Source organism: Pantoea phytobeneficialis (assembly GCF_009728735.1).
In the GTDB taxonomy this organism is placed as follows: Bacteria; Pseudomonadota; Gammaproteobacteria; order Enterobacterales; family Enterobacteriaceae; genus Pantoea; species Pantoea phytobeneficialis.
In genome coordinates, this window is the sequence record NZ_CP024640.1 from 58190 (window position 1) to 82961 (window position 24772).

At 56.3% G+C, this 24772-nt stretch carries 22 protein-coding genes; 7 read left to right on the top strand and 15 right to left on the bottom strand.

What is annotated here, in order from left to right:
* Positions 1-17: 17 nt before the first annotated feature.
* The 3 genes from CTZ24_RS25675 (at position 18) to CTZ24_RS25685 (ending at position 3298) form a co-directional block, all read left to right on the top strand.
* Positions 18-1091 (top strand): sugar phosphate isomerase/epimerase family protein, encoded by a 1074-nt coding sequence (locus tag CTZ24_RS25675; protein ID WP_208727303.1) that lies wholly within the window; start codon positions 18-20, stop codon positions 1089-1091.
* Positions 1084-2232, top strand: coding sequence for a Gfo/Idh/MocA family protein (locus tag CTZ24_RS25680; protein WP_208727304.1), 1149 nt, complete (start codon positions 1084-1086; stop codon positions 2230-2232). Before CTZ24_RS25675 ends, CTZ24_RS25680 begins: the two co-directional genes overlap by 8 nt.
* 85 nt (positions 2233-2317) lie before the next feature.
* Positions 2318-3298: a LacI family DNA-binding transcriptional regulator gene (locus tag CTZ24_RS25685; RefSeq protein ID WP_208727305.1), complete on the top strand. Its 981-nt coding sequence runs from the start codon at positions 2318-2320 to the stop codon at positions 3296-3298.
* Positions 3299-3302: 4 nt separating this feature from the next.
* On the opposite strand, the gene CTZ24_RS25690 is transcribed toward CTZ24_RS25685, so the two are convergent.
* The 5 genes from CTZ24_RS25690 to CTZ24_RS25710 form a co-directional block, all read right to left on the bottom strand.
* Positions 3303-4148, bottom strand: a complete 846-nt coding sequence (locus tag CTZ24_RS25690; RefSeq protein ID WP_208727306.1) for a sugar phosphate isomerase/epimerase family protein — start codon at positions 4146-4148, stop codon at positions 3303-3305.
* A 146-nt stretch (positions 4149-4294) separates the two neighbouring features.
* Positions 4295-7357 carry an efflux RND transporter permease subunit gene (locus CTZ24_RS25695; protein ID WP_208727307.1) on the bottom strand — a complete coding sequence of 1021 codons (3063 nt, stop codon included), beginning with the start codon at positions 7355-7357 and terminating at the stop codon, positions 4295-4297.
* Entirely contained in the window at positions 7354-8505 is a 1152-nt protein-coding gene (locus CTZ24_RS25700; protein WP_208727308.1) for an efflux RND transporter periplasmic adaptor subunit, read from the bottom strand. Before CTZ24_RS25700 ends, CTZ24_RS25695 begins: the two co-directional genes overlap by 4 nt.
* 93 nt (positions 8506-8598) lie before the next feature.
* Positions 8599-9780: a sensor histidine kinase gene (locus CTZ24_RS25705; protein WP_208727309.1), complete on the bottom strand. Its 1182-nt coding sequence runs from the start codon at positions 9778-9780 to the stop codon at positions 8599-8601.
* The gene (locus CTZ24_RS25710; protein WP_208727310.1) at positions 9777-10469 is read right to left on the bottom strand and encodes a response regulator; all 693 of its coding nucleotides are present in this window, start codon (positions 10467-10469) and stop codon (positions 9777-9779) included. Before CTZ24_RS25710 ends, CTZ24_RS25705 begins: the two co-directional genes overlap by 4 nt.
* A gap of 126 nt (positions 10470-10595) precedes the next feature.
* On the opposite strand from CTZ24_RS25710, the gene CTZ24_RS25715 reads away from it, so the two are divergent.
* Positions 10596-11369: a MipA/OmpV family protein gene (locus tag CTZ24_RS25715; RefSeq protein WP_208727311.1), complete on the top strand. Its 774-nt coding sequence runs from the start codon at positions 10596-10598 to the stop codon at positions 11367-11369.
* A gap of 41 nt (positions 11370-11410) precedes the next feature.
* Here the strand turns inward: CTZ24_RS25715 and CTZ24_RS25720 are convergent, their stop codons facing one another.
* Positions 11411-11851, bottom strand: a complete 441-nt coding sequence (locus CTZ24_RS25720) for a GNAT family N-acetyltransferase (RefSeq protein ID WP_208727312.1) — start codon at positions 11849-11851, stop codon at positions 11411-11413.
* A 171-nt stretch (positions 11852-12022) separates the two neighbouring features.
* Here CTZ24_RS25720 and CTZ24_RS25725 point away from each other — a divergent pair, with 171 nt between their 5' ends.
* Complete coding sequence (locus CTZ24_RS25725; RefSeq protein ID WP_208727313.1) at positions 12023-12232, top strand: YMGG-like glycine zipper-containing protein; 210 nt, start codon at positions 12023-12025, stop codon at positions 12230-12232.
* Between the two features lie 51 nt (positions 12233-12283).
* Here the strand turns inward: CTZ24_RS25725 and CTZ24_RS25730 are convergent, their stop codons facing one another.
* The 3 genes from CTZ24_RS25730 to CTZ24_RS25740 form a co-directional block, all read right to left on the bottom strand.
* Positions 12284-12955, bottom strand: a complete 672-nt coding sequence (locus CTZ24_RS25730; RefSeq protein ID WP_208727314.1) for a DUF2625 domain-containing protein — start codon at positions 12953-12955, stop codon at positions 12284-12286.
* 30 nt (positions 12956-12985) lie between these two features.
* A complete protein-coding gene (locus CTZ24_RS25735) occupies positions 12986-14518 on the bottom strand; it encodes a DUF1593 domain-containing protein (RefSeq protein WP_208727315.1) in 1533 nt (510 codons plus the stop codon).
* A gap of 102 nt (positions 14519-14620) precedes the next feature.
* A complete protein-coding gene (locus CTZ24_RS25740) occupies positions 14621-15640 on the bottom strand; it encodes an ROK family protein (RefSeq protein WP_208727316.1) in 1020 nt (339 codons plus the stop codon).
* Positions 15641-15915: 275 nt separating this feature from the next.
* On the opposite strand from CTZ24_RS25740, the gene CTZ24_RS25745 reads away from it, so the two are divergent.
* Together CTZ24_RS25745 and CTZ24_RS25750 are read left to right on the top strand one after the other, a co-directional pair.
* Positions 15916-18372: a glycogen/starch/alpha-glucan phosphorylase gene (locus CTZ24_RS25745; RefSeq protein ID WP_208727317.1), complete on the top strand. Its 2457-nt coding sequence runs from the start codon at positions 15916-15918 to the stop codon at positions 18370-18372.
* Between the two features lie 114 nt (positions 18373-18486).
* Positions 18487-19137: a GntR family transcriptional regulator gene (locus CTZ24_RS25750; protein ID WP_208727318.1), complete on the top strand. Its 651-nt coding sequence runs from the start codon at positions 18487-18489 to the stop codon at positions 19135-19137.
* A gap of 41 nt (positions 19138-19178) precedes the next feature.
* Here the strand turns inward: CTZ24_RS25750 and CTZ24_RS25755 are convergent, their stop codons facing one another.
* From CTZ24_RS25755 to CTZ24_RS25780, 6 genes are read right to left on the bottom strand one after another with little or no spacing between them, the layout of a single operon-like run.
* Positions 19179-19397: an FmdB family zinc ribbon protein gene (locus tag CTZ24_RS25755; protein ID WP_021185576.1), complete on the bottom strand. Its 219-nt coding sequence runs from the start codon at positions 19395-19397 to the stop codon at positions 19179-19181.
* 9 nt (positions 19398-19406) lie between these two features.
* Positions 19407-20831 (bottom strand): dihydropyrimidinase, encoded by a 1425-nt coding sequence (gene hydA / locus CTZ24_RS25760; RefSeq protein ID WP_013512802.1) that lies wholly within the window; start codon positions 20829-20831, stop codon positions 19407-19409.
* Positions 20832-20849: 18 nt separating this feature from the next.
* Positions 20850-21791, bottom strand: a complete 942-nt coding sequence (locus tag CTZ24_RS25765) for a dihydrodipicolinate synthase family protein (protein ID WP_036627360.1) — start codon at positions 21789-21791, stop codon at positions 20850-20852.
* Between the two features lie 4 nt (positions 21792-21795).
* Positions 21796-22944: an NAD(P)/FAD-dependent oxidoreductase gene (locus CTZ24_RS25770; protein ID WP_208727319.1), complete on the bottom strand. Its 1149-nt coding sequence runs from the start codon at positions 22942-22944 to the stop codon at positions 21796-21798.
* Positions 22941-24356, bottom strand: coding sequence for an NAD(P)/FAD-dependent oxidoreductase (locus CTZ24_RS25775; protein WP_208727320.1), 1416 nt, complete (start codon positions 24354-24356; stop codon positions 22941-22943). Before CTZ24_RS25775 ends, CTZ24_RS25770 begins: the two co-directional genes overlap by 4 nt.
* A complete protein-coding gene (locus CTZ24_RS25780) occupies positions 24343-24627 on the bottom strand; it encodes a (2Fe-2S)-binding protein (protein ID WP_021185571.1) in 285 nt (94 codons plus the stop codon). The genes CTZ24_RS25775 and CTZ24_RS25780 overlap by 14 nt, the downstream gene beginning before the upstream one ends.
* Positions 24628-24772 lie beyond the last annotated feature (145 nt).

The following is a 24772-nucleotide window of genomic DNA, read 5'->3' on the forward strand; positions in this document are numbered from 1 at the left end:
TGGTTTTGGAGGTGGTTGTGCAGACGTTAAAAGGTCCGGGTATTTTTCTGTCACAGTTTATTGGTGCCGGGGCACCTTACAACTCGCTGGAGGGATTGGCGCAGTGGGCTGCCGCGTTGGGGTACAAGGCGTTGCAGATCCCCTGTAATCATCCACACATTTTTGATCTCGCAAAGGCCGCGACCAGCCAGACCTATTGTGACGAGGTGATGGGTTCGCTGGCGCAATATGGTCTGGCGATCAGTGAATTATCCACCCACCTGGAGGGGCAGTTGATTGCCGTACATCCGGCACATGATGCGGCATTTGATGGTTTCGCCCCGCCGTCAGTACGTGGGAATGCGACCCAACGCACCGCATGGGCGACGGAGCAGGTGAAACGGGCCGCCGCTGCATCGGCCAGGCTGGGATTAACGGCACATGCCACGTTTTCGGGGGCGCTGGCGTGGCCCTATCTTTATCCCTGGCCGCCACATAACCCGTTGTTGCTGGAGGAGGCGTTTGCTGAACTGGCACGTCGCTGGCGACCCGTGTTGGATGTCTTTGATCAGCACGGCGTGGATGTGTGCTATGAACTGCATCCTGGGGAAGATCTGCATGATGGCATCACGTTCGAGCGTTTTCTGGCGGCGGTGAATAACCACCCCCGTTGCAATATTCTGTTCGATCCCAGCCATCTTCATCTGCAACATATTGATTATTTGCAATTTATCGATATCTACCATGCGCGCATCAAAGCCTTTCATGTGAAGGATGCTGAGTACTTACCCAACGGACGCAGCGGCGTATATGGCGGCTATCAACGCTGGATCGATCGTGCCGGACGTTTCCGCTCACCCGGCGATGGACAAATCAATTTCAAAAGCATTTTCAGCAAGCTGGCGCAGTACGACTACGACGGTTGGGCCGTGCTGGAGTGGGAATGCTGCCTGAAAGATGCCGATACCGGCGCGCGCGAGGGGGCAGAATTTATTCGTCAGCACATTATTCCGGTGGCGGATCGCGCGTTTGATGACTTTGCCGCAGGCAGTGACTCACGCGCCAGCGTTCGCGCTCAGCTTGGCCTGACGGGAGGTGTCGGAGATGATTAATGTTGGCATTATTGGTACCGGCTTTATCGGTCCGGCGCACATTGAAGCGCTGCGCCGACTCGGCAATGTTCAGGTGGTGGCGATTTGCGATAGCGACCAGGCGAGCGCTGAAGCGCGGGCGTCGCAGCTCAATGTTCCGAGTGCGTATAGCGATGTCGCGGCGTTTTTACGCCATCCCGGTTTGCAGGCGGTCCATAACTGCACGCCGAATCATCTGCATGCGGCGATCAATCGCCAGATTATTCAGGCGGGTAAACATGTGTTTTCAGAGAAGCCGTTGTGCATGACGCTGGAAGAGGCGGCTGAACTGGTGCGACTGGCGGATGAAGCGGGCGTGGTACACGGCGTCAGTTTTGTTTACCGTCAGTTTGCCCTGGTGCAACAGGCGGCCAGCATGTTGCGCCAGGGAGAGTTGGGCCGATTATTCGCGGCGCAGGGAAGTTATTTGCAGGATTGGATGCTGGAAGAAACCGATTATAACTGGCGTGTTGAGGCCGGGAAGGGAGGAGTGTCGCGCGCGGTAGCTGACATTGGTTCACACTGGTGCGACACCATTCAGTTCATTACCGGACGTAAAATTGTCGCGGTGCTGGCCGACCTGGCAATCGTCTGGCCGACACGCAAAGCCAATCTTAACGCGGTATCCACTTTCAGCGCCCGGCAGCAGCAAGTCTGCTATGAAGACCGCCCGGTGACTACCGAAGATATGGGATTCGTGCTGTTTCGCTTTGACGATGGCAGCAAGGGGTGTTTCAGCGTGTCGCAGGTTTCTGCCGGACGCAAAAATCGTCTCAACCTTGAGGTGAGCGGCAGTGCCGCCTCGCTGGCATGGGATCAGGAAACGCCGCAACAGTTGTGGCTGGGTTACCGGCACCAGGCTAACCGGGTGCTTTCAGACGATCCATCCCTGATGAATGCCGACGTTGCCGGACGGGCGCGCTTTCCGGGCGGCCATATTGAGGGCTGGCCGGACGCATTCCGCGCCATGATGCAACAGTTCTATGCGGCGGTGCAGCAGGGAGGGATGCCTGCGGGCGGTACGGCAACGTTTGCCACTTTTGCTGAAGGCGCGCAGGTGATGGCGATTGTTGATGCCATTGTGCAAAGCCATCAGCAACAGCGCTGGATGACGGTTGCGTGATGACGCGTAAGCCCGGTCGATGCCGGGCTTACGTATTTATGGTAGCCTGCATGCCATCAGTTTCTCAGCAGGAAATATTGCCAACATGTCCATCCAAAAAATCGCCAGGCTGGCGGGCGTTTCCGTTGCCACGGTTTCGCGTGTGCTGAACAACAGTGACACCGTAAAGGAAAAAAATCGGGTAAAAGTCCTGGAGGCAATCAAAGCGAGCAACTATCAACCGAACCTGTTGGCGCGTCAGTTGCGTACATCACGCAGTTCCATGGTGCTGGTTCTGGTTTCTGATATTTCCAATCCCTTTTGCGCTGAGTTGGTCAAAGGGATCGAGGAGCAGGCCGAGCAGAACGGCTACCGAATTTTACTGTGCAACTCAGGTTCAGATATCAATCGCTCACGCTCCAGCCTGCAACTGCTCTCCGGCAAAATTGTGGATGGGGTCATCACCATGGATGCCATCACCACCCTGCCTGAATTAACCGAATTGATTGGCACCACTCCCTGGGTGCAGTGCGCCGAATATGCCGACGCCGGGAATGTTTCCTGTGTCGGCATCAGTGACATTGATGCTTCACGTCAACTGGTACGCTATCTGGCCGGGAAGGGCCGCCAGCGCATTGCACTGATTAATCACGATCTCAGCTACAAGTATGCCCAATTGCGTCAGCAGGGTTATCAGCAGGAACTGGCCTCGCTTCAACAGGATTGGCAGGCGATCACTTACGCCAGTGAACTGAGTTTTCATGCCGGTAAGCAGGCAATGGAAATGTTGTTGAAGCGCGAAACGCGACCGGATGCGGTGTTCGCCGTTTCCGATACGCTGGCTGCGGGGGCGATGTCAGCGATTGAGCAGGCAGGCCTGCGGGTGCCGCAGGATATCGCGGTGGCTGGTTTTGATGGCACGGAACTGGCGGAAATGGTTTCGCCGCCGCTAACCACCATCGTACAACCCTCACGCGATATTGGCCGTAAAGCCTTTACCCTGCTGCTGGCGAAGATCGAAAACCCAGACTCCCCGCCGGAGAGAGTCATCATGGACTGGCACCTGGAAGTACGTGCCAGCGCCTGACAACTCACTGCGGCAGTTTTTCCAACGCCGCACGCAGATTCTGATGTGAAGTGGTGATGATCTGCCACGGATCTTTTGGCAGGTCGTGTTCAACGATAAACCACTTCACGCCGCTGGCTTTGGCGGCGGGTAAAATGGTTTTCCAGTCGAGCAGACCGTCACCCAGCGGTGCAAAATTCATTTCATCATCACGCACCCCGATACCGGCGTTGTCTTTGGCGTGAAGGGCATAAATCCGCCCCGGATAGGCTTTCAGCAGGCGGGCAGGGTCCTGACCCCCGCGTGATACCCAGGCCGCATCCATTTCCAGCTTGAGGTTATCGCGTTTTGTGTGGTTGAGGATGATTTCAAGCGCGGTGATACCACCGTATTTCTTCATCTCAAAATTATGGTTGTGGTAGCCCAACTGGATGCCATCCTTGCGTAATTTTGCTCCCAGCTTATCCAGCTTTTGTGCGTAATCGATCCAACCTTGTTGGCTGTCCGGGCGATCCTGTGGCTCAATCCACGGCACAATAAGGGTGTGGTTACCGATCGCCTTATTAAACGCCACGGTGGGTTGATAATCCTGCTCCAGCGCCGACAATTGTACATGCGCTGAGGTGACGGTGAGTTGATTGTCTTGCAACAGCGATTTCATTTGCGCTGCACCCAGCCCGTGCGTCCCCACCAGTTCCACATGCCTGAAGCCCGCTTTATGCGCCATCGCAAACTGCTCAGCCGGGGTGCCTACATTGCGCAGGGTGTACATTTGCAGTGCGATTTCATTTTCCACATCGGCCGCGCTGGCCTGGGTAATGGGGAGAGCCAGTGACGTGACTAAACCAGCCAGTACCATTAGTTTTCTCATAATTTTTCATAGCCTTATTTTTAAGTAATCGATTACAATTTGTATTGGCCTGAATGTATATCGTCAATGGCAAGAACATGAACTTGTTCGCAAAACGGTAAAAAAAGCGGTTCTTTGCCGTATCCTGTGTTTGGGAATTGCGAGAATCAGTGGCATGTCACCTTGTGCATCACCAGGCTCATCGCCGCAGGCAGAACCGTCAGGGTCACCACGGTGGCAACACCTAGCCCGCCGATAATGGCATAGGCCATCGGTCCCCAGAATACCTGTTCTGCAATCGGCAGCATGCCGAGTATCGCCGCACAGGCGGTCAGCAGGATCGGCCTGGCCCGGTGTTGCGCTGCTGTGATGATCGCCGCCTCACAGGACATCCCGTGACGGAGATTGCGGTCCGCTTCACTAATAAGAATGACCGCGTTGCGGATGATCATTCCCGCCAGGGCGATAACGCCCAGCAGCGCGACAAATCCCATTGGCGTCGCGGTTGGCAGCATGGCCAGCACCACGCCAATCAGCCCAAAGGGTGCCATCAACAGGGCCAGTAACATCCGTGAGAAACGCTGTAGCTGGATCATCAACAATACCAGCATCACGACAAGCGTGAGTGGCAGCATGGCATACACTGAGCCGTTGCCTTTATCCGACTCGGCAACCGCACCTCCTTCTTCTATCTGATAGCCGGGTGGCAGCTTGGCACGCAGGCGATTTACTGCCGGTCGCAACTGTTGTGAGACGGTCTCAGCACGCATCCCCGGTGCCAGGTCGGTTTGAACTGAGATATAAGGCAGGCGCTGGCGTCGCCAGATAACCGGATCATCCACTCCCCATGCAGGTGTAGCCACCAGGCTGAGGGGAATTTTTTCCCCCTGGTCATTCGTCAACAGCAAAGCGGACAACGTGGTCAAATCCTGGCGCTCCGTGTCATCGGCACGTAGCACCACGTCGATAAGACGATTGTGGTCGCGCAGGGTGGTGACGGTCGTACCGGACCAGATGGTATTGAGCATCTGCGCGATACTTTGCGAAGAAACTCCCGCCGCCCTGGCGGCCGTTTGGTTAATTTTCAGGGTGATGGTTCGCTCCGGTTCCCCGGCTGTGAGGTTGACCTCGCGCGTGTATGGGCTCTGGCCGAGCGTTGACGCCAGCGTCTGTGCGATCGCCTGCACCCGACCATAATCCGGGCCGGTGATGCGGTATTTCACCGGCCAGCCGACCGGTGGGCCGAGTTCCAACGGGGAGACGCGGGTGGTGATGTCGCTGAACTGTTGGGCCAGTAGGTTTTTCAGCTGTTTTTTCAGCCGGTTACGTGCGGGGAGGTCTTTCGCCACGATAACCAGCTGGGCGATGTTTTCATTTTCCAGCAGAACATCCATTGGCAGGTAGAAGCGTATAGCCCCAGAACCCACGTAGCTGGAAAAGTGGTCTATGTCCGGATTGTGAATCAGCGCCTTTTCCAGCCGCGACGTCTGCCGCCCGGTTTCTCTCTGAGAGGCGTTAGCCGGTAGCGTCAGGCTAACCAGTAACTCAGGCCGATCGGAAGCGGGGAAAAACTCGCCCTGCATCAAGGTTGCACCGTATGCCGCCAGGCCGAGCAGGCCCACGGCAACTCCGATCGTCAGCGCCCGGTGGTGCAGAACGGTAAGCAGCAGACGTTGATAGCCACGCCTGAGTCTGCCCGGAGGGCTGCTGTGATCCAGCGCGTTCAACTTAACCGGTAACATCCACACACCGATCAGCGGCGAAAACAGGATGGCGACCACCCAGGAACAGAGCAGAGCAATCAACATTACGGCAAACAACGTAAAGCAGTATTCCCCGGCGCTTGAGGCGGCGAAACCCACCGGAATAAATCCGGCAATCATTACCAGCGTACCGGTTAACATCGGGAATGCCGTCGTCTTAAAGGCATGCGTGGCAGCGTCCCGAGCGGAGTCTCCAGCCTCCAGCCGAGAAATCATGGTTTCCACCGTTATCATGGCATCGTCCACCAGCAACCCGAGTGCGATAATCAGCGCGCCAAGCGAGATACGTTGCAGACCAATACCGGCAAACATCATGCCGGTGAAGGTTAGCGCCAGCACCAGAGGGATCGCCGCCGCCACCACCAGGCCAGCACGCAGGCCAAGTGATACAAACGACACGGCAAGCACGATAACCACCGCCTCAGCCAGCACCCTGATAAACCCACTAATGGCGCTGGCAACCACGGCTGACTGGTCGGCAACCTTCGCCATCTCAATACCGTGCGGCAGTTGCTGGCTGAGCGTAAGCATGCGTGCGTTCAGAGCCTGGCCAAAATTCGTCATGTTGCCGGTGGCGGCCATAGAAATGGCCAGACCGATGGCGGGCTGGCCGTTCACCCGAAAAACCGGTGCGGGTGGTTCAGCCGTTTCTCTTCGGATGGTGGCAATGGCGCTCAAGGGGATATACCGATCATTAATGTGCAGCGTGACGTCACGCAAGCTCTCTGCCGAGGTCAACGCGCCGCTGACGCGCAGGGCCACTTTCTCGTGGTCTGTGCGCAACGTACCGGCAGGCTCGACGATGTTCTGCGCCTTTAGCGCGTCACTGATCTGTTGCAGGTCAAGCCCCATGCCAGCCATCTGCCGGGGAGAGAAGGTGATCACCAGCTGTTCTTCCTGCTCCCCGATAAGACGGATTTTGCCCACGTCCGGCAGCGACATCAGGTCGCGACGGATCGCTTCCACCCGGTCACGCAGTTCTCGCGGGGTAAATCCCTCGGCGGTAAATCCGTACAGGGTGCCAAAGGTGTCATCGAACTCGTCATCAACCGACGGCCCCTGCACGCCTGACGGCAGCGACGCGACAATATCCTGCATCTTATTGCGCACCTGATACCAGATGCCTGCCACCTGTCCGGGCGGGGTATCATCCCGCAGGTTGACAAATATCACCGCCTGACCGGCGTGAGTGTCACTTTCCACATAATCCAGATACGGAATCTCCTGTAGTTTTTTCTCCAGCGTGTCGGTGACCAGATTCACCGTATCCTGCACGTTGGCTCCAGGCCATGAGGCTGATACCACGGCGGTTTTGATGGTAAAAGCCGGGTCTTCGTTACGCGGCAGCTGTTGGTAGCTGATGATGCCTGCTGCCATAACCAGCAGCATCAAGAAGGCGATGAGCTGCTGATGATTCAGCGCCCAGGCAGACAGGTTAAAGGTGAAGGGTGAGGATGGCTGGCTCATTGAACGTTATCCCCGAAGGCGACAGTCTCTCCCGGTCGTAGTTTGCTGACGCCAGCGATCACCACAGCCTCTCCCGGCACGACACCCGCCGACACCAGGATATCACTGGCGGTATAGCCACCAGGCGTGATGTGCCTCAGTTCCAGTTGGTGGGAGGCTGTGTCAACCACGAAGACTGCCGGTTTCCCCGCCGTCCAGGTCAGTGCCTCAGCGGGCAGCACAATCATGGCTGGCCCGGAGCCAGGCTGCATAACCTGTATACTTGCCCCCAGCGCCATGTTGGGCGGTGGGTTGTTGAGACTGATGCGCACGCGCCAGGTGCGCGTCTGCGGGTCCGCCTGCGGACTGATATCCCGCAGGGTGCCACTGACGATGACGGACGGGTCGTTCACCAGTGAGATGCTGAATACGCCGGTGTGGTGAGAAAAACTCTGTGGATCCGCCACATCAATGACGGCGTCACGACCACTGCTGACCGCGAGGGTCAACACCGGTTGTCCGGCACTGAGCACCTGTCCTGGCTGCGCGTTGACCTGTGTAACCACGCCCGCAGCAGGGGCGGTCAGGCGTGTCCAGCTCAGATCTTCACGCGCTGTCTTCAGCGCGGCCTCACTGCTCTCACGGCGGGAGACGGCGGTTTGCCAGTCTGAGCGGGCGGTATCAAGCTGGACACGGGCAATGGCACCGGAGGGCATCAACGCGGTCATGCGTTTCAGGTTAAGCGTTGCCAGACGCTCAGCGGCAACAGCGCTGTTAAAGTCGGCGCGAGCACTGTCGAGCTGGTTCTGCGTGGTATCACCCTCCAGCGTACCCAGTAGTTGCCCGCTGGTCACACTTGTCCCCACATCCACCACTCGTGTCAACAGACGGCCATCAAGACGGAATCCCAGCATCACTTCATCGTGCGGGCGGATTTCACCGGTCTGACAGAAGATGCTGGTGCGTGATGGCGGTGGTGCTGTGATGGTTCGAACCGGTCGTGGCGGTGCTGCCGCTTGCGTGTCAGGCTTGCCGCCACAGGCGGTAAGCAGCAGAGCGACTGGCAGCGCCAGTATGCAATATCCCAGCAGGGTCAGCCGGTAGGGAGTAAAGAGATGGCGTAATACCTGCCGCGCGCAGTCGGGCAGGTCAGAAAAGTTTTCCGTCATGGCAGTGTTCCTGAACAAGGTTACGGCCATTCAACCGCAACAGTGTCAGGATTTACCCCCGCGTTCTGTCAGGAACCTGTCAAGACGGAAAATTTAGGCGCGGATATTTCCAACCGGTAGCGTGATGGTGATCATCAGCCCCTGGTCTTTGCCCGGAGAGGCGTGAATGCTGCCACCGTGCGCTGAGCAGATACCGCGGGCAATGGATAATCCCAGTCCGCTGCCACCGGAATGGCGCGCCCGTGATGATTCTGCACGGGTGAAGCGCTCAAACATCACCGGCAGAAAATCAGGGGGCACGCCGGGACCGCGATCGCAGAAAACCAGTTCACATCCGGCTGGGGTTTGCCGGGCCAGGGCGGTTAACTCGCCCCCCTCTGCTGCATAGCGCAGGGCATTTTCCATCACAATGGTCACCACCTGTCCGAGACGGACCGGGTCAGCTTCGCAGCAGCAGGAAGCGTCAGAGGTGATACTGAACTGCATGCCCGCCTCCTGGGCCTGGGGTGCCAGCCATGCTGCTCGCTCGCGCAGCAATACGGTGAGATCCGTTACCGATTTATTCAGGCTGAGCTGACCGGCATCAGCCAGCGACAGCAGGTGCAGTTCATCTGTCAGTCGATTGAGGAGTTGCAGCTGTTTCATTACCATCGCCAACTGCCGGGGTTCAGGGGTGAACACGCCATCCATCATGCCCTGCAGACGACCGATGGCCGCCGTCAGTGGCGAACGCAATTCATGCGCCATCGCCACATGGGATGCCCGTAGTTCACGATCGTAGCGCGCCAGTTGCTGCATCATGGTATTAAAGTCCTGGGTAAAGCGGCCCATCTCCAGCGGGGCATTATCTACCTGCGCAGCCTGCGCACTGAAATTCCCCTCTGACACCGCGCTGGCGGCAGCCGCCAGGTGACTGAACTGCGCCGCAAGTGGCCGCGCGGAGCGTAACCCCAGCACCACAATAAATGGGATGATGACCACCACCAGGATAGCCACCGTCAGCCAGTCGGCTGAGGCGATAGAGGGGTCGGAGTAGCTGATACCCCACCATGCATCGACAATCTGATGAAAGCGAACGGGATCGGAGGCCGGATGCGCGCGCAGCAGCGCAAATTCGTCGCGCAGGGCCTGCGGCATCTGGTGCTGTATCCACAGGCTTTCAACGGCAAAACGCAGCCACATGCACAGCGCGATGACCACCACGGAACCGACCGCCAGCGCCAGAATCCGTACGCAAATCCAGCGCCACAGCGTCTGCTGCTGTAGCGTCTTCATGGCTGACGGAACCGATAGCCGATACCGCGCACGTTAACCAGCACGTCAGAAATACCGGCAGCTTCCAGCTTTTTGCGCAGGTTATAGACGTGGGTATCGACGGCCCGCTCCAGGGCATCACTTTCTGGCAGACAGCGTTCAAGCAGGGTCTGGCGTGAGAAGGGGCGCACGGGTGCTCCCATTAATGTGGTCAGCAGACTGAACTCGGTGGGCGTCAGTTCGAGGGTGGCGAGACCGCCCTCGTCATGACGGACACTGGCCGTCATCATGGCGGTGTCCACCTCCAGACCCTGCCAGCGCAGTGACTGCACTTCAGGTTCTCGCGTGACACGGCGCAGCACGGCCTGTACGCGTGCCACCACTTCACCGGGATTATAGGGTTTGACCACATAATCATCGGCACCGTAACGCAGGGCACCGATCTTATCCGGCATATCACCCATCGCCGTCACCATGATAATCGGCGTGTTATCTTTGCGTCGTATCGCTGCCAGCACCTCAGTACCATTCATTCCCGGCAGCATCACATCCAGCAGAATAAGGTCCGGGCGCAGACGTTGACTCATCTCCAGGCCAGCCGGACCGCTGTCTGCCACAAAGACGTCATAGTTTTCCCGCCGTAAATACGCGTCCAGCACATCGGCAGCGTCCGCATCATCTTCGATAATCAGTATTCGTTTTCCGGACATTCAGACACCTTGACCGTTTCTTCATAAATCCCTGACAGTTTACTGATACTGCCTCCGTATATTCACCTGGCATACACGGCCACCGCGACAACGGCACGTTAATGATACAGGTGCGGAGCAGTCTCAATGATATCCAGAAAACTAAAGTTGTATATGGTCTGTTTTACCCTCACAGCTGCCGCTTCGGAGGCCAGTGCGTCACCGTCGAGCCTGACGGTGGGGGTGGTGGGCCAGAGCCTTCCCCGCTATAGCGGATCTGACCAACGCCGCTGGCAGGTGGTGCCGTTGGTGCAGGTGCGGGATGGCGCATTGTTCTTCGATTCACAGAAAGGTCTGGGCTATGACTTGCAAAGTGACAGCGGGTTTTACCTGGAACATACGCTGGGCTATAACCTTGGACGGTCAGAGCAGAATTCGAACTGGCGCGATGGCAGCGACAAACTGAAAGGTATGGGAAATATTAACGCGTCGGTCAACACGGCCATCGCGGTTGGCTGGACAATAACCCCCTGGCTGACGTTGGAGAGCAAAGCGACCCTGCCGCTGAGCGACAGTCAGGGAGCGAATTACCAGACCTCCGCCACGCTGATCCCGCTTCAGACCAACACGGATACGGTGGCACTGAGTACGGCGGCATTGTTCGGCGACAGTCGCTATATGAATACCTTCTATGGTGTCAGCGCCAGGCAAAGCCGCCGCACAGGCTACACGCAATATCATGCGCCCGGTGGTTTTTATGGTACTGACATCAGCCTGACATGGAGTCACCAGTTCACCTCAAGTTGGGGCGCGCTGGTGAGTGCCGACTACATCTGGTTGGATAAGCACACAGAAGATAGCCCGATTGTGTTCCGGCATAATGAAGCGTCGGCACTTCTCGGGGTGCTCTACACTTTTTGAGCATCTTACCTTCAAGGGACAGGGCAGTTTTTCGGATGCGGCTAACAGAGCGATTTCCGCATAAATATACGACTCGTCCCCTCGGGTAAACAGTCGATTCGGCCGAACTCTTCCCAGCCATGCTTTTTATAAAAATCCGGTGCCTGGAAATTGATGGTGTAGAGAAAACCAGCAACGCAGCCCCTTTTCCGTCCCTCGTTTTCAAATCGCTGTAGAAGCTCAGTGCCGAGTCCTTTTTTACGTAACGATGATGGCAGATAGAACAGGTCGATAAACAACAACCCCAGAGAGGTACGTCCCTGCATGCCGCCCAGCACTTCCCCGTTGGTGGGGTTTTTGATCACCACAGCCAGCGGTTTGCGATCGCTAATACCGGTCATCAGGTCGTTAAATGCATTTAGCCCGGTTTCGATAGGCAGTAGCTGCTCATCCGTCATATTGTCAGAAACTTCCATAACCAGGTTTTCTACGACATTGTTCATGCGATGCATCCCTTATGCGGCGGTACGACGATGGTCAGTATTCTACCCTGACCTGGATTCTGGCAGGAGATGTGTCCGGCTGAATCTTTCAACCCGTTGATTATTCATTAGGATTGAGCGCGCTATCCTGTGATCCCATTTTTTATCAAATTTTCAGTGGACTAAATTTACATGCGTAAGCTTTCGATGCTGGTTGTCACGTTGGGCCTATTGTTGTCCGTCACTTCCCAGGCGCGGGCAGAAGGCTGCCTGAAAGGCGCTGCTGCCGGGGCAGCGGTAGGGCACCTTAAGCATCACGCCATTATCGGCGCTGCGGTTGGCTGTGTGGTGGGCCATCATTTGGCGAGTAAGAAGCAGGCAAACGCGGCAGAAAAACATTGATTTATCAGTCAGAGGGGCCAAAAGCCCCCCTCTGACTGAAGGCGAAACCCCTCAGATTTGCTGCTGATTAAGGTCCTGTGCCAGCTCGTGAGAAAGCGTCCAGTGTTCTTCAATGGACACGCGTGAACGTTTACGCTGCGTCACTGGCAATGTCGGTTCGGTCCACAAGAAAGGGAAAAAACTATACACCTCGTTTCCACTGAGTGAGGAGATCTCCTCCCGCCACCCATGCCACCGTACCGTCTGATAAAACGTATCCAGATCGCCGTTAAATGCCCACGCCAGAAAGCCAGAATAACCAACGCCCAGGCTTTCCCATATGAGGGAATCAGGTGCAAAGTAGTATATCCCCCCCTGATCGTCGCCCAACCCGCCGCCATTGAGGGCGAAAAAACCACCCGATACATCATCAGCGATTAACAGGGCCTGTAAAGCATGGCGTTGGGAGAGTATCCGTGTCCAGACAGCAGGGTTACGGGGTAATTCTGGATGACCAGAACCCAGGATACGCAACCAACCCCCATCAATTAACATGCCACCGGTTTCGTAAACGACAGCGCCCAGCGGTGAACGTGTTGTTACCTGGAGATCAATTAAAGCCTGCGCGGCGAGGTTGTTATCCTTAACCAGAACATCGACATGGTTGGTGGCATTAGTTAGCCATTGTTGTACGCTGTCCCAGCCTGGTTCCTGGCGATTAATTAATTCATCCAGTCCTTTCATAAATACTCCCGTAACGTTTTTAATCCCAGCTTACTCTGTTTCTACCACGATTCTACGGTACGAGGTGAGCGAAGGTGTTCCGCTATCGGTCACGGCCAGAATTACGTGCTCCGTACCCGGATTACGGATTGTTATCTCCGCCTGATTCCCGCTCTCTTTCGTTACCTGCAAAACTGGTGGAGCACTCAGATAGTCTTCACCACGCACCCCCTGTACTTGTTTGATGTCGACCTGCTGGGAAATGGCCGAGGTCGCTTCAGGATAGGCGAACCATTGGTAGCTGAGTTTATCGCCGTCAGGATCTTGCGTTCCTTTGGCATCCAGGCGCAGGGTTTCGCCCACTTTGGCCTTGATAAACAGCGGTTGCTGGCCTGATGAACCATTTACCACCACCTGCGGATTATGGTTACTGTGCTGGAAGTCCTTGATGGTCCAGTCCATGCGTGCCGCAAAATCGTGCTGGAAGGCTGCACGCCAGCGCCAGATGGTGGCCTGATTGGAGGTGTATTGTTGACCATCGGCCCCGGTCACCGTATCCGCGCCATTCGGGTTGCCGGGGAAAAAGTCACCGCCACTGGTCCAGATCGGATGCGGTTCGTTTTGCGGCGTACGCACGATGTAACGCCCACCCCAGCCGCCCCAGCCAGGGTTCATGTCGCTGGCAAGCCCGTTGCGAATCAATCCGAGAAATGCGGGGGTATCCCCTTCCATGATAAAGGCGTATTGCAGATAACCTTTGCCCATCGGTCCTTTGCTGCGGATGTTCTTGTCCAGCCAGGATTGCGACACGGTGGTGAAATCTGCGCCTGGGGCATTGCGGTAATAACGGTCGCCGCTAATTCCGGTCCAGGTCGCGCGCGCATAATCCTCACCTTTTTGACTGGAAGGATCAACGATGTAAGTGATCTGCGGGTAATGGACGCGAATCCAGTGCCCGGCATCATCCTGATCCGAGATGGAATAGACGATCAGGTTTTTCGTCAGCGCCGTTACCTTATCTGCCGGATGGCTGGCTGACAGGTCGGTCAATGCCTGTGCCAGCGTGTTAGCGCCGCCCCACAGATTGATATACAGCGGGCGTTTACTGTCCGTCGAGCGTTCAATGGCTTTGACCAGCAATGCCGAACCCGCAGTCGACTTCCCGGCACCGACATCGGCCATGCCGTAAGCGGCTTGTCCGGCGGCGATCAAGGCTTTCAGCGTAGCCGCACTCGGGTAATCCGGTTTATGTTTCAGGAGGTTAGGTTGCACCTCGGCATAATGTCCCACCACCAGTTCCATCATCTCCGGGCTGACTTTACTGCGTTGCCAGGTCGAAGTAGTGGCGACCAAACCTTCAATATTCATTTCATTGCTGTACAGCAGAAAACGCGTGAGTGACATCTGATCATCGGGTTCGTTACCGATATCGGATAATACAAATACCCGTGGCTTCGCCTGGAATGGCACCGTTTTTGCGGCAATATCCTGAACCGTTTCTGCCGCAAGGGCGCTGAGCGGGGCGATTAACGCCGCTGTCAGGGGGAGTAAAGACAGGGTGGGGTACTTATTATGAGGTTTCATCGTTTTCCTGTTGGTTGGCCAGTAAAGATTGAACCAACTTAGTTAACCAAGGAAACAAAGTAAAAAAATCGCTGCCAAAATGTCGTTCAGATCACAAAAAAATCAATCAATCAGCGGGGTTATGGCATCTGAACTCAACCGGACCAGGCCTTTCATGCTGTAAAAGCGCTGCGTTTTGATGTAGCGAAGTTGCAGGGTGTTGATATGCGGGCTGGGGTGGCTGGTCAGGCGCGCGACAATATGCGGGATAAAGTCGGCAGGCACGTCATCAAAGAACTCACCGGTCAGAATAACCTGCTTAATGTTGTGTACCGGGGCCGTGCAGTGAATGGCAAAAAGCAGCGCGTCGATGCTGGCAGCAATCTGCTGGTCATCCGGATCGCCGTCGAGGGCAAAGGCTTTTTCCAGCCCACCCGGATAAGGAAGATGCACAATCTCAGGATAGAAACCGTTAGCGCCAAACACCGGTTTACCGTCGATATAGTAGCCAAAGCCGAGGCTACTAAATCCGGGCATCAACGCAATCCACGATCCGGTAAGCCTCTCGGTTTTTGCCAGCATATAGCTGGAGCACCAGGCAATATTTACCACCGCGACACTCAACGCCGTCGCCAGCATCAGTTGCGCTTTAAGTGGGATATCACGTTCAACAAACGCCGGGCACCATTTGACCACACCGGTATCCTGCTCAATGCCGCCCTGGAGGGCAATCCCGATATGCTTCAGACGCGCAGCATCAATCCCAGCGGTTTGGCATAAGCGTGTCGCCAGATCCTGAACGTGGCTGATAAACCGCGCCAGCGTGACCGGCGCGTCAAACGTGATACCTGCTGCGGCCAGACTCAGTTCCCCGGTGTGGTAATCATTGATTGTCGCTTCCACCGTCAGCTCCCGCACCATAATATTGAGGCTGAAGTATTGACGTTTGCGCACTGCCAGCAGTGTTCTGGGCCGTCCACCGCCCGAACTCAATTGTTCCGTCTGCTCAATGACCCCTTCTGCCAGCAAGGCATTGGTGAGTTTGGTGATGTAGGGACGTGTGACTTCAAGCTGCTCTGCCAGCGAAATACGCGATTCGGGAGCGCTGTGCAACATGTTCAGCAGTTCATGCCTGAAGTTCATAAGTTCCTCTACAAATCCAGCGAGGTCGCCGCATCCGTTAACAACGCTGCGAAAACGTTAACGATATCGCAATTCAGCGCTAAAACATTACTTTTTCGCTGGATTCGTTACCTGATACATTTGCCGCAGACACGTCGGGGGGCGGCCTGTTACGCTTCGGTTGCCTACCTTCAGCTTGTTGACTAAGGTGATTACTAGCATCGCTACCCAGCTGGATGCCGTTCACCAACAAGGCATCAGGGGGGCTGATGTGTATGCCAACGCGAGGCAAAAACATGCAAGACGCCACCCCAACTCCCGCCACAGACCCTGATTTTCAAAACGATGTTGTCCGAAACCTGATTTGCCGCCAGGCGCGCTATCCGGATATCGCCACGCCGCAGGACTGGTATATGGCGCTGGCTTTCACCGTCAAAGATCGCATGCTGGAAAGCTGGGCAGCGTCGACCAAAACCTATGCGGAACATCATGTGAAGGTTGCCTGTTATTTGTCGGCAGAGTTTCTCATCGGGCCACAGCTTGGCTGTAACCTGTTGAGTCTCGGCCTTGAAGATGAGGCACGAGCAGCGATGCGTGCGCTCGGACAAGATCTTGATGCGTTGCTGGCGCTGGAGGAAGAGCCGGGGTTGGGTAACGGCGGTTTGGGTCGGCTGGCGGCGTGTTATCTTGATTCGCTGGCGACGCTGGAGATTCCGGCCATCGGCTACGGTATTCGCTACGAGTTTGGCATTTTCGATCAGGATATCGTCGATGGCTGGCAGGTTGAGCGTACTGACAAATGGCTGAAAATGGGCACGCCGTGGGAAATTGTTCGGCCGGACGTTAGCTTTTACGTTTGCTTTGGCGGGTACACGCAAATGCAAACCGATGCCCAGGATCGGTTGCGTGTGCAATGGATACCGGCCCGTCAGGTAAAAGGCGTGGCATACGATGTGCCGATCCAGGGATATCGCGTCAATACCTGCAATCTGTTGCGGCTATGGAAGAGTGAAGCGGTCGAATCTTTTGATTTTGAGGACTTCAACGCCGGTGATTATTATCAGGCGGTGGAGGAGAAAGTCGTTTCGGAAACCCTGTCAAAAGTACTTTATCCCAATGACGAACCGGATGTGGGTAAACGGCTACGCCTTGCCCAGCAATACTTTTTTGTTTCCTGCTCGTTGCAGGACATGCTGCGGCTGATAGATATCAGCCATACACCCGTTGCTCATTTTGCTGAGCGTTTAGCTGTGCAGTTGAACGATACGCATCCCTCAATCGCCGTGGCTGAACTGATGCGCCTGCTGGTGGATGAACGCCAGATGGCATGGGATGACGCCTGGTCAATCACCCTGAATACCTTCGCCTATACCAATCACACCTTACTGCCCGAGGCGCTGGAGACCTGGGGCTTGCCGTTAATGCAAAATCTGCTGCCCCGGCTGCTGGAAATCATCTATGAAATCAACCGACGCTTTCTGGAAGAGGTGCGTAACGCTTTTCCTGGTGATGAGGCGCGTGTCGCACGGATGTCATTGATCGATGAACAGGGCGAGAAAAAAGTGCGGATGGCCCATCTGGCCTCGGTGGGCAGCCATGCTGTTAACGGCGTGGCTGCGCTGCATTCTGAACTGCTCCGGCAAACGGTGCTACGTGATTTTGCCGACATGTATCCGAAGCGATTTCTTAATGTCACCAATGGGGTGACGCCACGGCGTTTTCTGATGCTGAGTAATCCCGGTCTGGCGAGTTTGCTTGATGAAACCCTGGGTGCTGGCTGGCGCAGTGACCTGACTCGGCTTGAAGCGCTGAGTGACTATGCTGATGACGTCGCCTTTCAGCAGGACTGGCGCGCCATTCGCCTCAACAACAAGGCGGCGCTGGCTGGACGTATCAGCCAATTAGTCGGCGTCAGGATTGCGCCTGAGATGATGTTCGATATTCAGGTGAAACGTATTCATGAATACAAGCGCCAACACCTTAATGCGCTGTATATGATCTGTCTGTATCGTCGTTTAGTTCGCCATCCTGACCAGCAAGCAGCTCCGCGCTGTTTTATCTTCGGCGGGAAAGCGGCACCAGGTTATTGGATGGCAAAATTGATGATTCGCCTGATTACCGGTATTGCCGAAGTCGTCAATCGTGACCCGGTGATAGGAGGACGGATGAAGGTGGTGTTTTATCCGGACTTTAATGTTAAGAACGGCCATTTAATCTATCCGGCAGCAGATCTGTCCGAGCAGATTTCAACCGCAGGCAAAGAAGCCTCAGGAACCGGCAACATGAAGTTCATGATGAATGGCGCGTTGACTATCGGCACGCTGGATGGTGCTAATGTGGAAATTCGGCAGCAGGTGGGTGGGGATAATTTTTTCGTTTTTGGTATGACCGCACAACAGGTGGAGGCGCTGAAACGCACCGGGTATCGTCCTGGGGATTATGTCCAGGTCAATGATGAGCTGCGTGATGCGATCGATCAGATCGCCGCAGGGCGATTCTCACGCGGGGACAAAGCGTTGTTCGCCCCTCTGCTCGATAATTTGCTTAATTATGACCCATTTTTGGTACTGGCTGATTATGCCGACTATGCAGCCTGTCAGGAGCGTGTCAGTGAGGCATGGCAGGATCAGCGCCAATGGACGCAAATGTCAATACTCAACTGTGCCCGTTCCGGTATCTTTTCTTCAGACCGCGCCATCGGCGAATATTGTCAGCATATCTGGCAAACGCAAAAACCGGCACCCCGTTTGTAACACCAGGCAAGATAAATCGCCGGGCAGGCCGTGCTAATTCTCAGACTTTACTCCTTTTTTCAATCGTACACGTATTGTATACTTTCCAGTAAATGTCTTAATGGTGAGTAGCAAGTGACCTCAGTAAAACAAGCCTCCGCAGAGAAGTTAGGTGAACTGGCCTATCAGACACTGCGTCGTATGATCCTGGAGAAAACCCTGCGTAGTGGTGGGGCGGTGGTTGAAGGACGACTGGTTGAAGAACTCAATATTTCCCGTACGCCATTGCGTGAAGCGTTGTTGCGGCTCGAAGGTGAGGGATTGCTGGTCAGGTCGAGCGCCCGTTCGTATTCCGTGCGCTTTATCAGCGCCCAGGAATATTTTCAGATCATGAAAGTGCGTGAGCTGCTGGAAACCGAAGCCATTGCGTTGTCCATCAACAAGATAGAACCTGATGTGATTAATCAGCTTGCCGACCAGGTGCAGTCTCTCGCAGCAGGTCAGCCTGAACAAGCCTACTGGGATGTTGACGATACCGTGCACACGCTGTTCGCGCAGCACTCGGGTAATGCGGTGCTGGCGCGGATGATTGAACAGGCGCGCACCCAGAGTCGAATGTTCGAGTTGATCACGCCGTTCAACCGCATCGAAGAAGATCGTGAAGAACATCTGGCGATTCTCAATGCGTGGAAAAGTGGCGATGCCGCGGCGGCCAGCCAGGCGGTGAGAACGCATATCAGAAACCTGTCAGCCTTTGTGTTGAAACGGATCACCGAAGGCAATTAATCGCCGCAAGGGTATGCGTCAACCGCATACCCTTCAGCCACTCACTTAATGACGCCGGGACAGCAGGGGCATCCCTCAACATGCAACGGGTTGCGCACCTCCGCGCCCGGTTTGCTGCGCAGCAACACCGGTTGAAAACTGACCTTCCGTTCGGCGTTTTTCTGGCAGATCGGGCAGGGCGCGGGTTCATCGCGCGCCGCCACAGAACGGCGCAACTCAAATGCGCCGCAGTCTGAACAGAGATAATCATAGTAAGGCATTGCGCTCTCCTACCATTTACCCACTTCACCACGCGGGATAAAGCGTCCCTGGCCGGTTTTGCCTACCCATTGGTCATCACTCACCAGCAGCTCGCCGCGCAGCAGCACTTTCTTCACTTTGCCCTGCACCTGATGCCCTTCAAACAGCGTGAAATCCACATCGCTGTGTTGTGTTGCAGCGCTGATGGTGTGTTTTTCGTTGGGATCAAAGATGACGATATCGGCATCGCTACCCACCGCGATGGTGCCCTTTTGCGGGAACAGACCGAACAGCTTGGCCGGGGCGGTGGACATCAGCTCGACAAAGCGGTTAAGCGAAATACGGCCACTGCGCACGCCGCCGTCATACACCACCGTCATACGGGTTTCGACGCCGGGCACGCCGTTAGGAATTTTGGAGAAATCGTTGGCACCCAGCGGTTTCTGATTAATTTTTCCTAAATGGCCTTCCTTCATGCAGTACGGGCAATGGTCGGTAGAAATCAGTTGCAGGTCATCGGTTTTCAGCGCCGTCCACAGCGCGTTTTGCGCTTCTTTCGAACGCAGCGGCGGGCTCATCACGAAGCGTGCGCCATCAAAGCTGTCGGATTCGTCGCTGTCAGCGTAAGACGACTCATCAAAGAACAGATAATGCGGGCAGGTTTCGGCGAATACCGGGATGCCGAGGTCGCGCGCTTCCACCACATGTTTCAACGCTTCTTTTGCCGAAAGATGGACAAAGTAGACCGGCGCCTCCGCCAGTTCCGCCAGCTTAATACCGCGATGGGTCGCTTCCCCTTCCAGCAGTGCGGGGCGTGTCAGGGCATGATGGCGTGGCGAGGTGTGGCCCTGTGCCAGCGCTTCCTGAATCAGCAATTCGACGATGGTGCCGTTTTCTGCGTGCAGTGCCACCATGCCGCCATGCTGGCCGACCATGCGCATCGCCTGGAAAATGGCCGCATCATCGGACATCACCGTGCCGGGATACGCCATAAACATCTTGAAGCTGGAAACGCCTTCATGACGGATGGCGTAGCGCATATCCTCCAGTACCTGCTTATCCACCTCGGTAATGATGACGTGAAAGCCATAATCGATGCTGGCGACGTTATCCGCTTTGGATTGCGCGCGCTCGATGGCCTGCAACGGGCTGGTGCCGTGATTCTGCAAGGCAAAATCGATAATGGTGGTGGTGCCACCATAGGCTGCCGAACGGGTGCCCGATTTAAAGTTATCGGCGGTCACCGACGGGCCAAAGGTGTTTTCCATATGGGTATGGCAATCAACCCCACCGGGGAACAGCAGCATGCCACTGGCTTCAATCACCTGGCAGTTAGCGCCAGGTTGCAGATTCAGTCCGATACTGACGATTTTTTCATTCTCGATCAGAATGTCGGCGTGATAATCGTCCACCGCCGTGATAATCCGCCCACCGCGAATCAGGGTACTGGTCATGTTAGTCTCCGCTTGTACTTAGGGGGTAGCCGTAAAGGATTGTGCAAAGGTCAGCGCTGTCGCTAACCGCTGGCGCTGCGCGTCATCGACGGCAGGCACTGGCGGGCGCGGCATGGCGTGAGGAAGATGCCCGGCAAGATGCAGACAGGCTTTTAAGCGCGCATTGGCATGGGTGCCCGGCCAGGTGCCGTAGATCTCCTTCGCCAGTGGATAAATAAATTGATGCAGGCGCTGCGCTTCAGCGAGGTTTTGCTGCTGCATCGCGTCGTACAGCGCCACCACCAATTCGGGCACCACCGCCGCCAGACTCACCAGGCTGCCATCGGTGCCAAGGGCAAAGCAGGTCAGCAGATGCTCGTCACCGGAGGCCATCACCGCCACATGCGGTGCAACTTCACGGACCAATCGCAGGTTCGCCTCATAGGTGGCGGTTTCCCAGCTCCCTTCCTTCACCGCGACCACGTTGGGCAGGCAGACCAGTTGCTGAAGCAACGCCGGGGGATACGCCATACCACCGCTGTTCACGCCGGACTGATACAACATCATCGGTAACGCGGCGTTGGCATTGGCGATACGGTGGTGATTCAGCACCGTTTTCTCGTCGGTGGAGAGCGTCCAGGAGTAGGGTGGGAACAGCAGAATGGCATCAGCACCGGCGGCTTTCGCATCGTCAGCCTGCGCCTGTGCATCAAAACTGTCCTCGGCGTTAAGACCGGCTACCAGCAGCGTTTCCGGCGGGCACACCTGGCGCGCCAGGGTTACCACGCGACGTTTTTCCTCACGCGAGAGCGCGAAGTTCTCACCGGCATGGCCGTTGATGAGCAACCCGCGAATCCCTGGCACCTGCGAAACCTGGCGCAAATGCGCAATCAGGCTCGCTTCGTCGATGTATCTGCCACTTTCGTCCATCGGACAAACAGTCGCCGCATACACACCCTGGTAATGGTGTAACTCTTTCATTTTATTATTGGCCTCTGGATAAGGATGCGACTGCCTGGTCATCAGTGGGCAGCAGTCGTGATGGATCAAAAAGCGGCATTTCGGGTTGCTGGCCCAGGATCTGCTGCGCCAGCAGCTTGCCCATATACGGCCCGCTGGTATAACCGGAGTGGACGCAGCCAATCACGAAGAGATCCGGGTGTTGTGCCAGTGGCCCAATCATCGGCATCGCGTCGGCGGTTTCCGACTCCAGACCCAGCCAGATGCGTGCAACACGGGCAGACGCCAGTGCCGGAACGGCATGCTGACCCAGCCGCAGGTTGCCGATCAGGTTTTCGGGGATGGTTTCCCGACCGCCCAGCTCACGCGACCCGATGCCCTGCCAGCCGCCGCCGATCACCACGGTGCCGTTGGCAAACTGCTTCATGGATAACAAACCATTGGCGATGCTGAGTACGGAACGCATCACGGTTGGCATTCTTTCGGTGACGATCAACTGGTTAATCAATGTCTTAACTGGGATATGGATGCCGATCATCGCCAGCATCGGCTCCAGCCAGACACCGCCCGCCAGCACCAGACGGCTGGCCACGATGGATTGGCTACGGTCCTCGGTTGAGACGCGATAACCGGCGTTTTGCCGCTCGATATGGCCGACGGAAAATTGTTCGATGATGGTTACACCGGCTTCACGCAGCGCGGCATAGAAGGCACGGCCTGTCAGGTAGGCGCTGGCAAAGCCATCGATCTCACAGAATGCCGCCGCTTTGATGGAGCCGTTGATGCCCGGATCAACCTTCATCGCCGCCTGCGGTGAAATCACCGAAATATCGGCACCATACTCACGCCGGGCTGCCGCGCGCTCTTCCAGCATCATTACTTCGGCATCGGTAAAAGCGAGAGACAAACCGGGTGCATGGGTTGCCAGCACCCCCTGGCCGAGCCAGGTTTCCGGCCGCATCCACATCTCCCACGCTTTCATGGCGTAGGGCACCAGCGCGGCGCGGGTCATATGCAGCGTGAGTGTCCCGGCATTGACGCCGGAGGCACTGCGACAGAGGGCATTGCGTTCCACCACCACCACACGCATCCCGGCTTTCGCCAGAAACAGCGCGGTGGAGCAGCCCATCACGCCGCCGCCAACGATGCACACATCAAAGCGTGTTGAAGTCACAGTGGGGCCGCCTTAGGAATCGGGATATCCGCATAGTCGTAGTCGCCGGTCATATCGCTGATGGTGAGCGGGCGCAGCGGAGTGCGGGGTGAGAAAATCCCCACCGTTTCGCGCGACACCCCCAGTTTGGTTGCCAGCAGTTCGGCGGCGATATCGCCGCAGGTGCGTCCCTGGCAGGGACCCATACCGCAGCGCGTCCAGGCCTTCAGTTGGTTAACATCATGCGCGCCGGCTTCGCAGGCTTGTTCGATCTCGGCGCGCGTGACGTCTTCGCAACGACACACAACGGTGTGCGGCGGGATACTGTCAACATGGCCTTCACGCAGCGCCATCATCGCGGCCATCTTCTGCCCGAAGCGGGCGGCGTGCTGCCAGGCTTTGCTGAGGTTTTCAGCTTCCGGTTCTGGCACGGTTTTGCCCTGAATGATGGCGACACAAGCCAGTCCGACGCGTTTGCCTTGTTCCATTGCCGCAGCGGCACCACGAATACCGGCACCGTCACCGGCAACAAACAACCGTTCACGGCTGGTCTGGCCGTTTTCATCGGTTTCGGCAATCCAGCCGCCGGCCTCGCGGGAGTATTGATGTCTGGCATGGAGCAGACGCGTGATGTCGGAGGAGGGGGTCAGACCGTGGCCGACGGCAACACAATCCACCAGAATTTTTTTCGTTTTACCGGCGACAGGTCGTGCCGCTGCGTCACAGGGTGCGATTTCAGCCAGCAATTGGTCGCCCTGCGCACTGACCTTCACCAGCGTATGACGTGAATACAGCGGGGTTCTGGCGCGCAGAATCGGCAGACCATACGTCAGGCTTTGCTTGAAAATCGCCGGACGACTGAGCAGCGCCGAAGCGGTGCCAAGCCATTCGCCGCGTGAAGCAATGTCAACAATCGCCTTCACGTCACCGCCTGCTTTCAGGGTATTTCCCGCCACCGCCACCAACAGGGGGCCACATCCCGCCACCAGGGTGGTTTTCCCCGGCAGGGTACGCTGCGATTTCAGCAAAATAGTGGCGGCAGCCAGCCCGATCACACCCGGTAAAGTCCAGCCTTCAAACGGGACCACGCGCTCGGTGGTGCCGGTTGCCACCAGCAGCACTGTGGTGGTGCAGGCGATTGAACCGTCCGGCCCAAGGGCATCGACACGATAGTCGCCGGTCACCGCCCACACGACATGCCCCAAAAAGAGGCGCACCTTGCTCCGCGATAAGGCATCGCGCAAGGTTTCTCCGGCCCTGAATTCAGCGCCATCCATTTTTGCATCGGGCATGATCGGCGCGCGATACACCTGTCCACCGGCCGCCGCGTTTTCGTCGAACAACGCAACCCGCAGTCCTTTCGCTGAAGCCATCAGTGCCGCTGAAACCCCTGCCGGACCGGCACCCAGGACGATCAGATCATAATGATTCATAAGGATCGCTATCCGAAACAGAGTGAACAACCAGATCGGCGCTGGCCTCAGTTTTGCAAGCTAATACCCGCTTACCCTCCACCATGACCAGGCACTCCTGACACGAACCCATCAGGCAAAACATGCCGCGGGGCTGATGTTGATGGGGACTGAAGCGTAACGTTTTGACGCCGCTGGAAAAAAGTGCGGCGGCAATGCTTTGGCCCGGTAATGCCATATATCCCTGATTGTCAAAAACGAAACGGACGTTTTTCCCTGAAGTGTGCTGCATAACGTCTCCCTTTTTGGTCGACAACTGCTCATTGAGACTTGACAAGATGGAAGGCATGGTATCGTATACCAATCGTATATGTAAAGCATACGAAGTTTATATCGTTGGTCATTTGCCAACACCAGGGTAAGCAATCAGACGACAC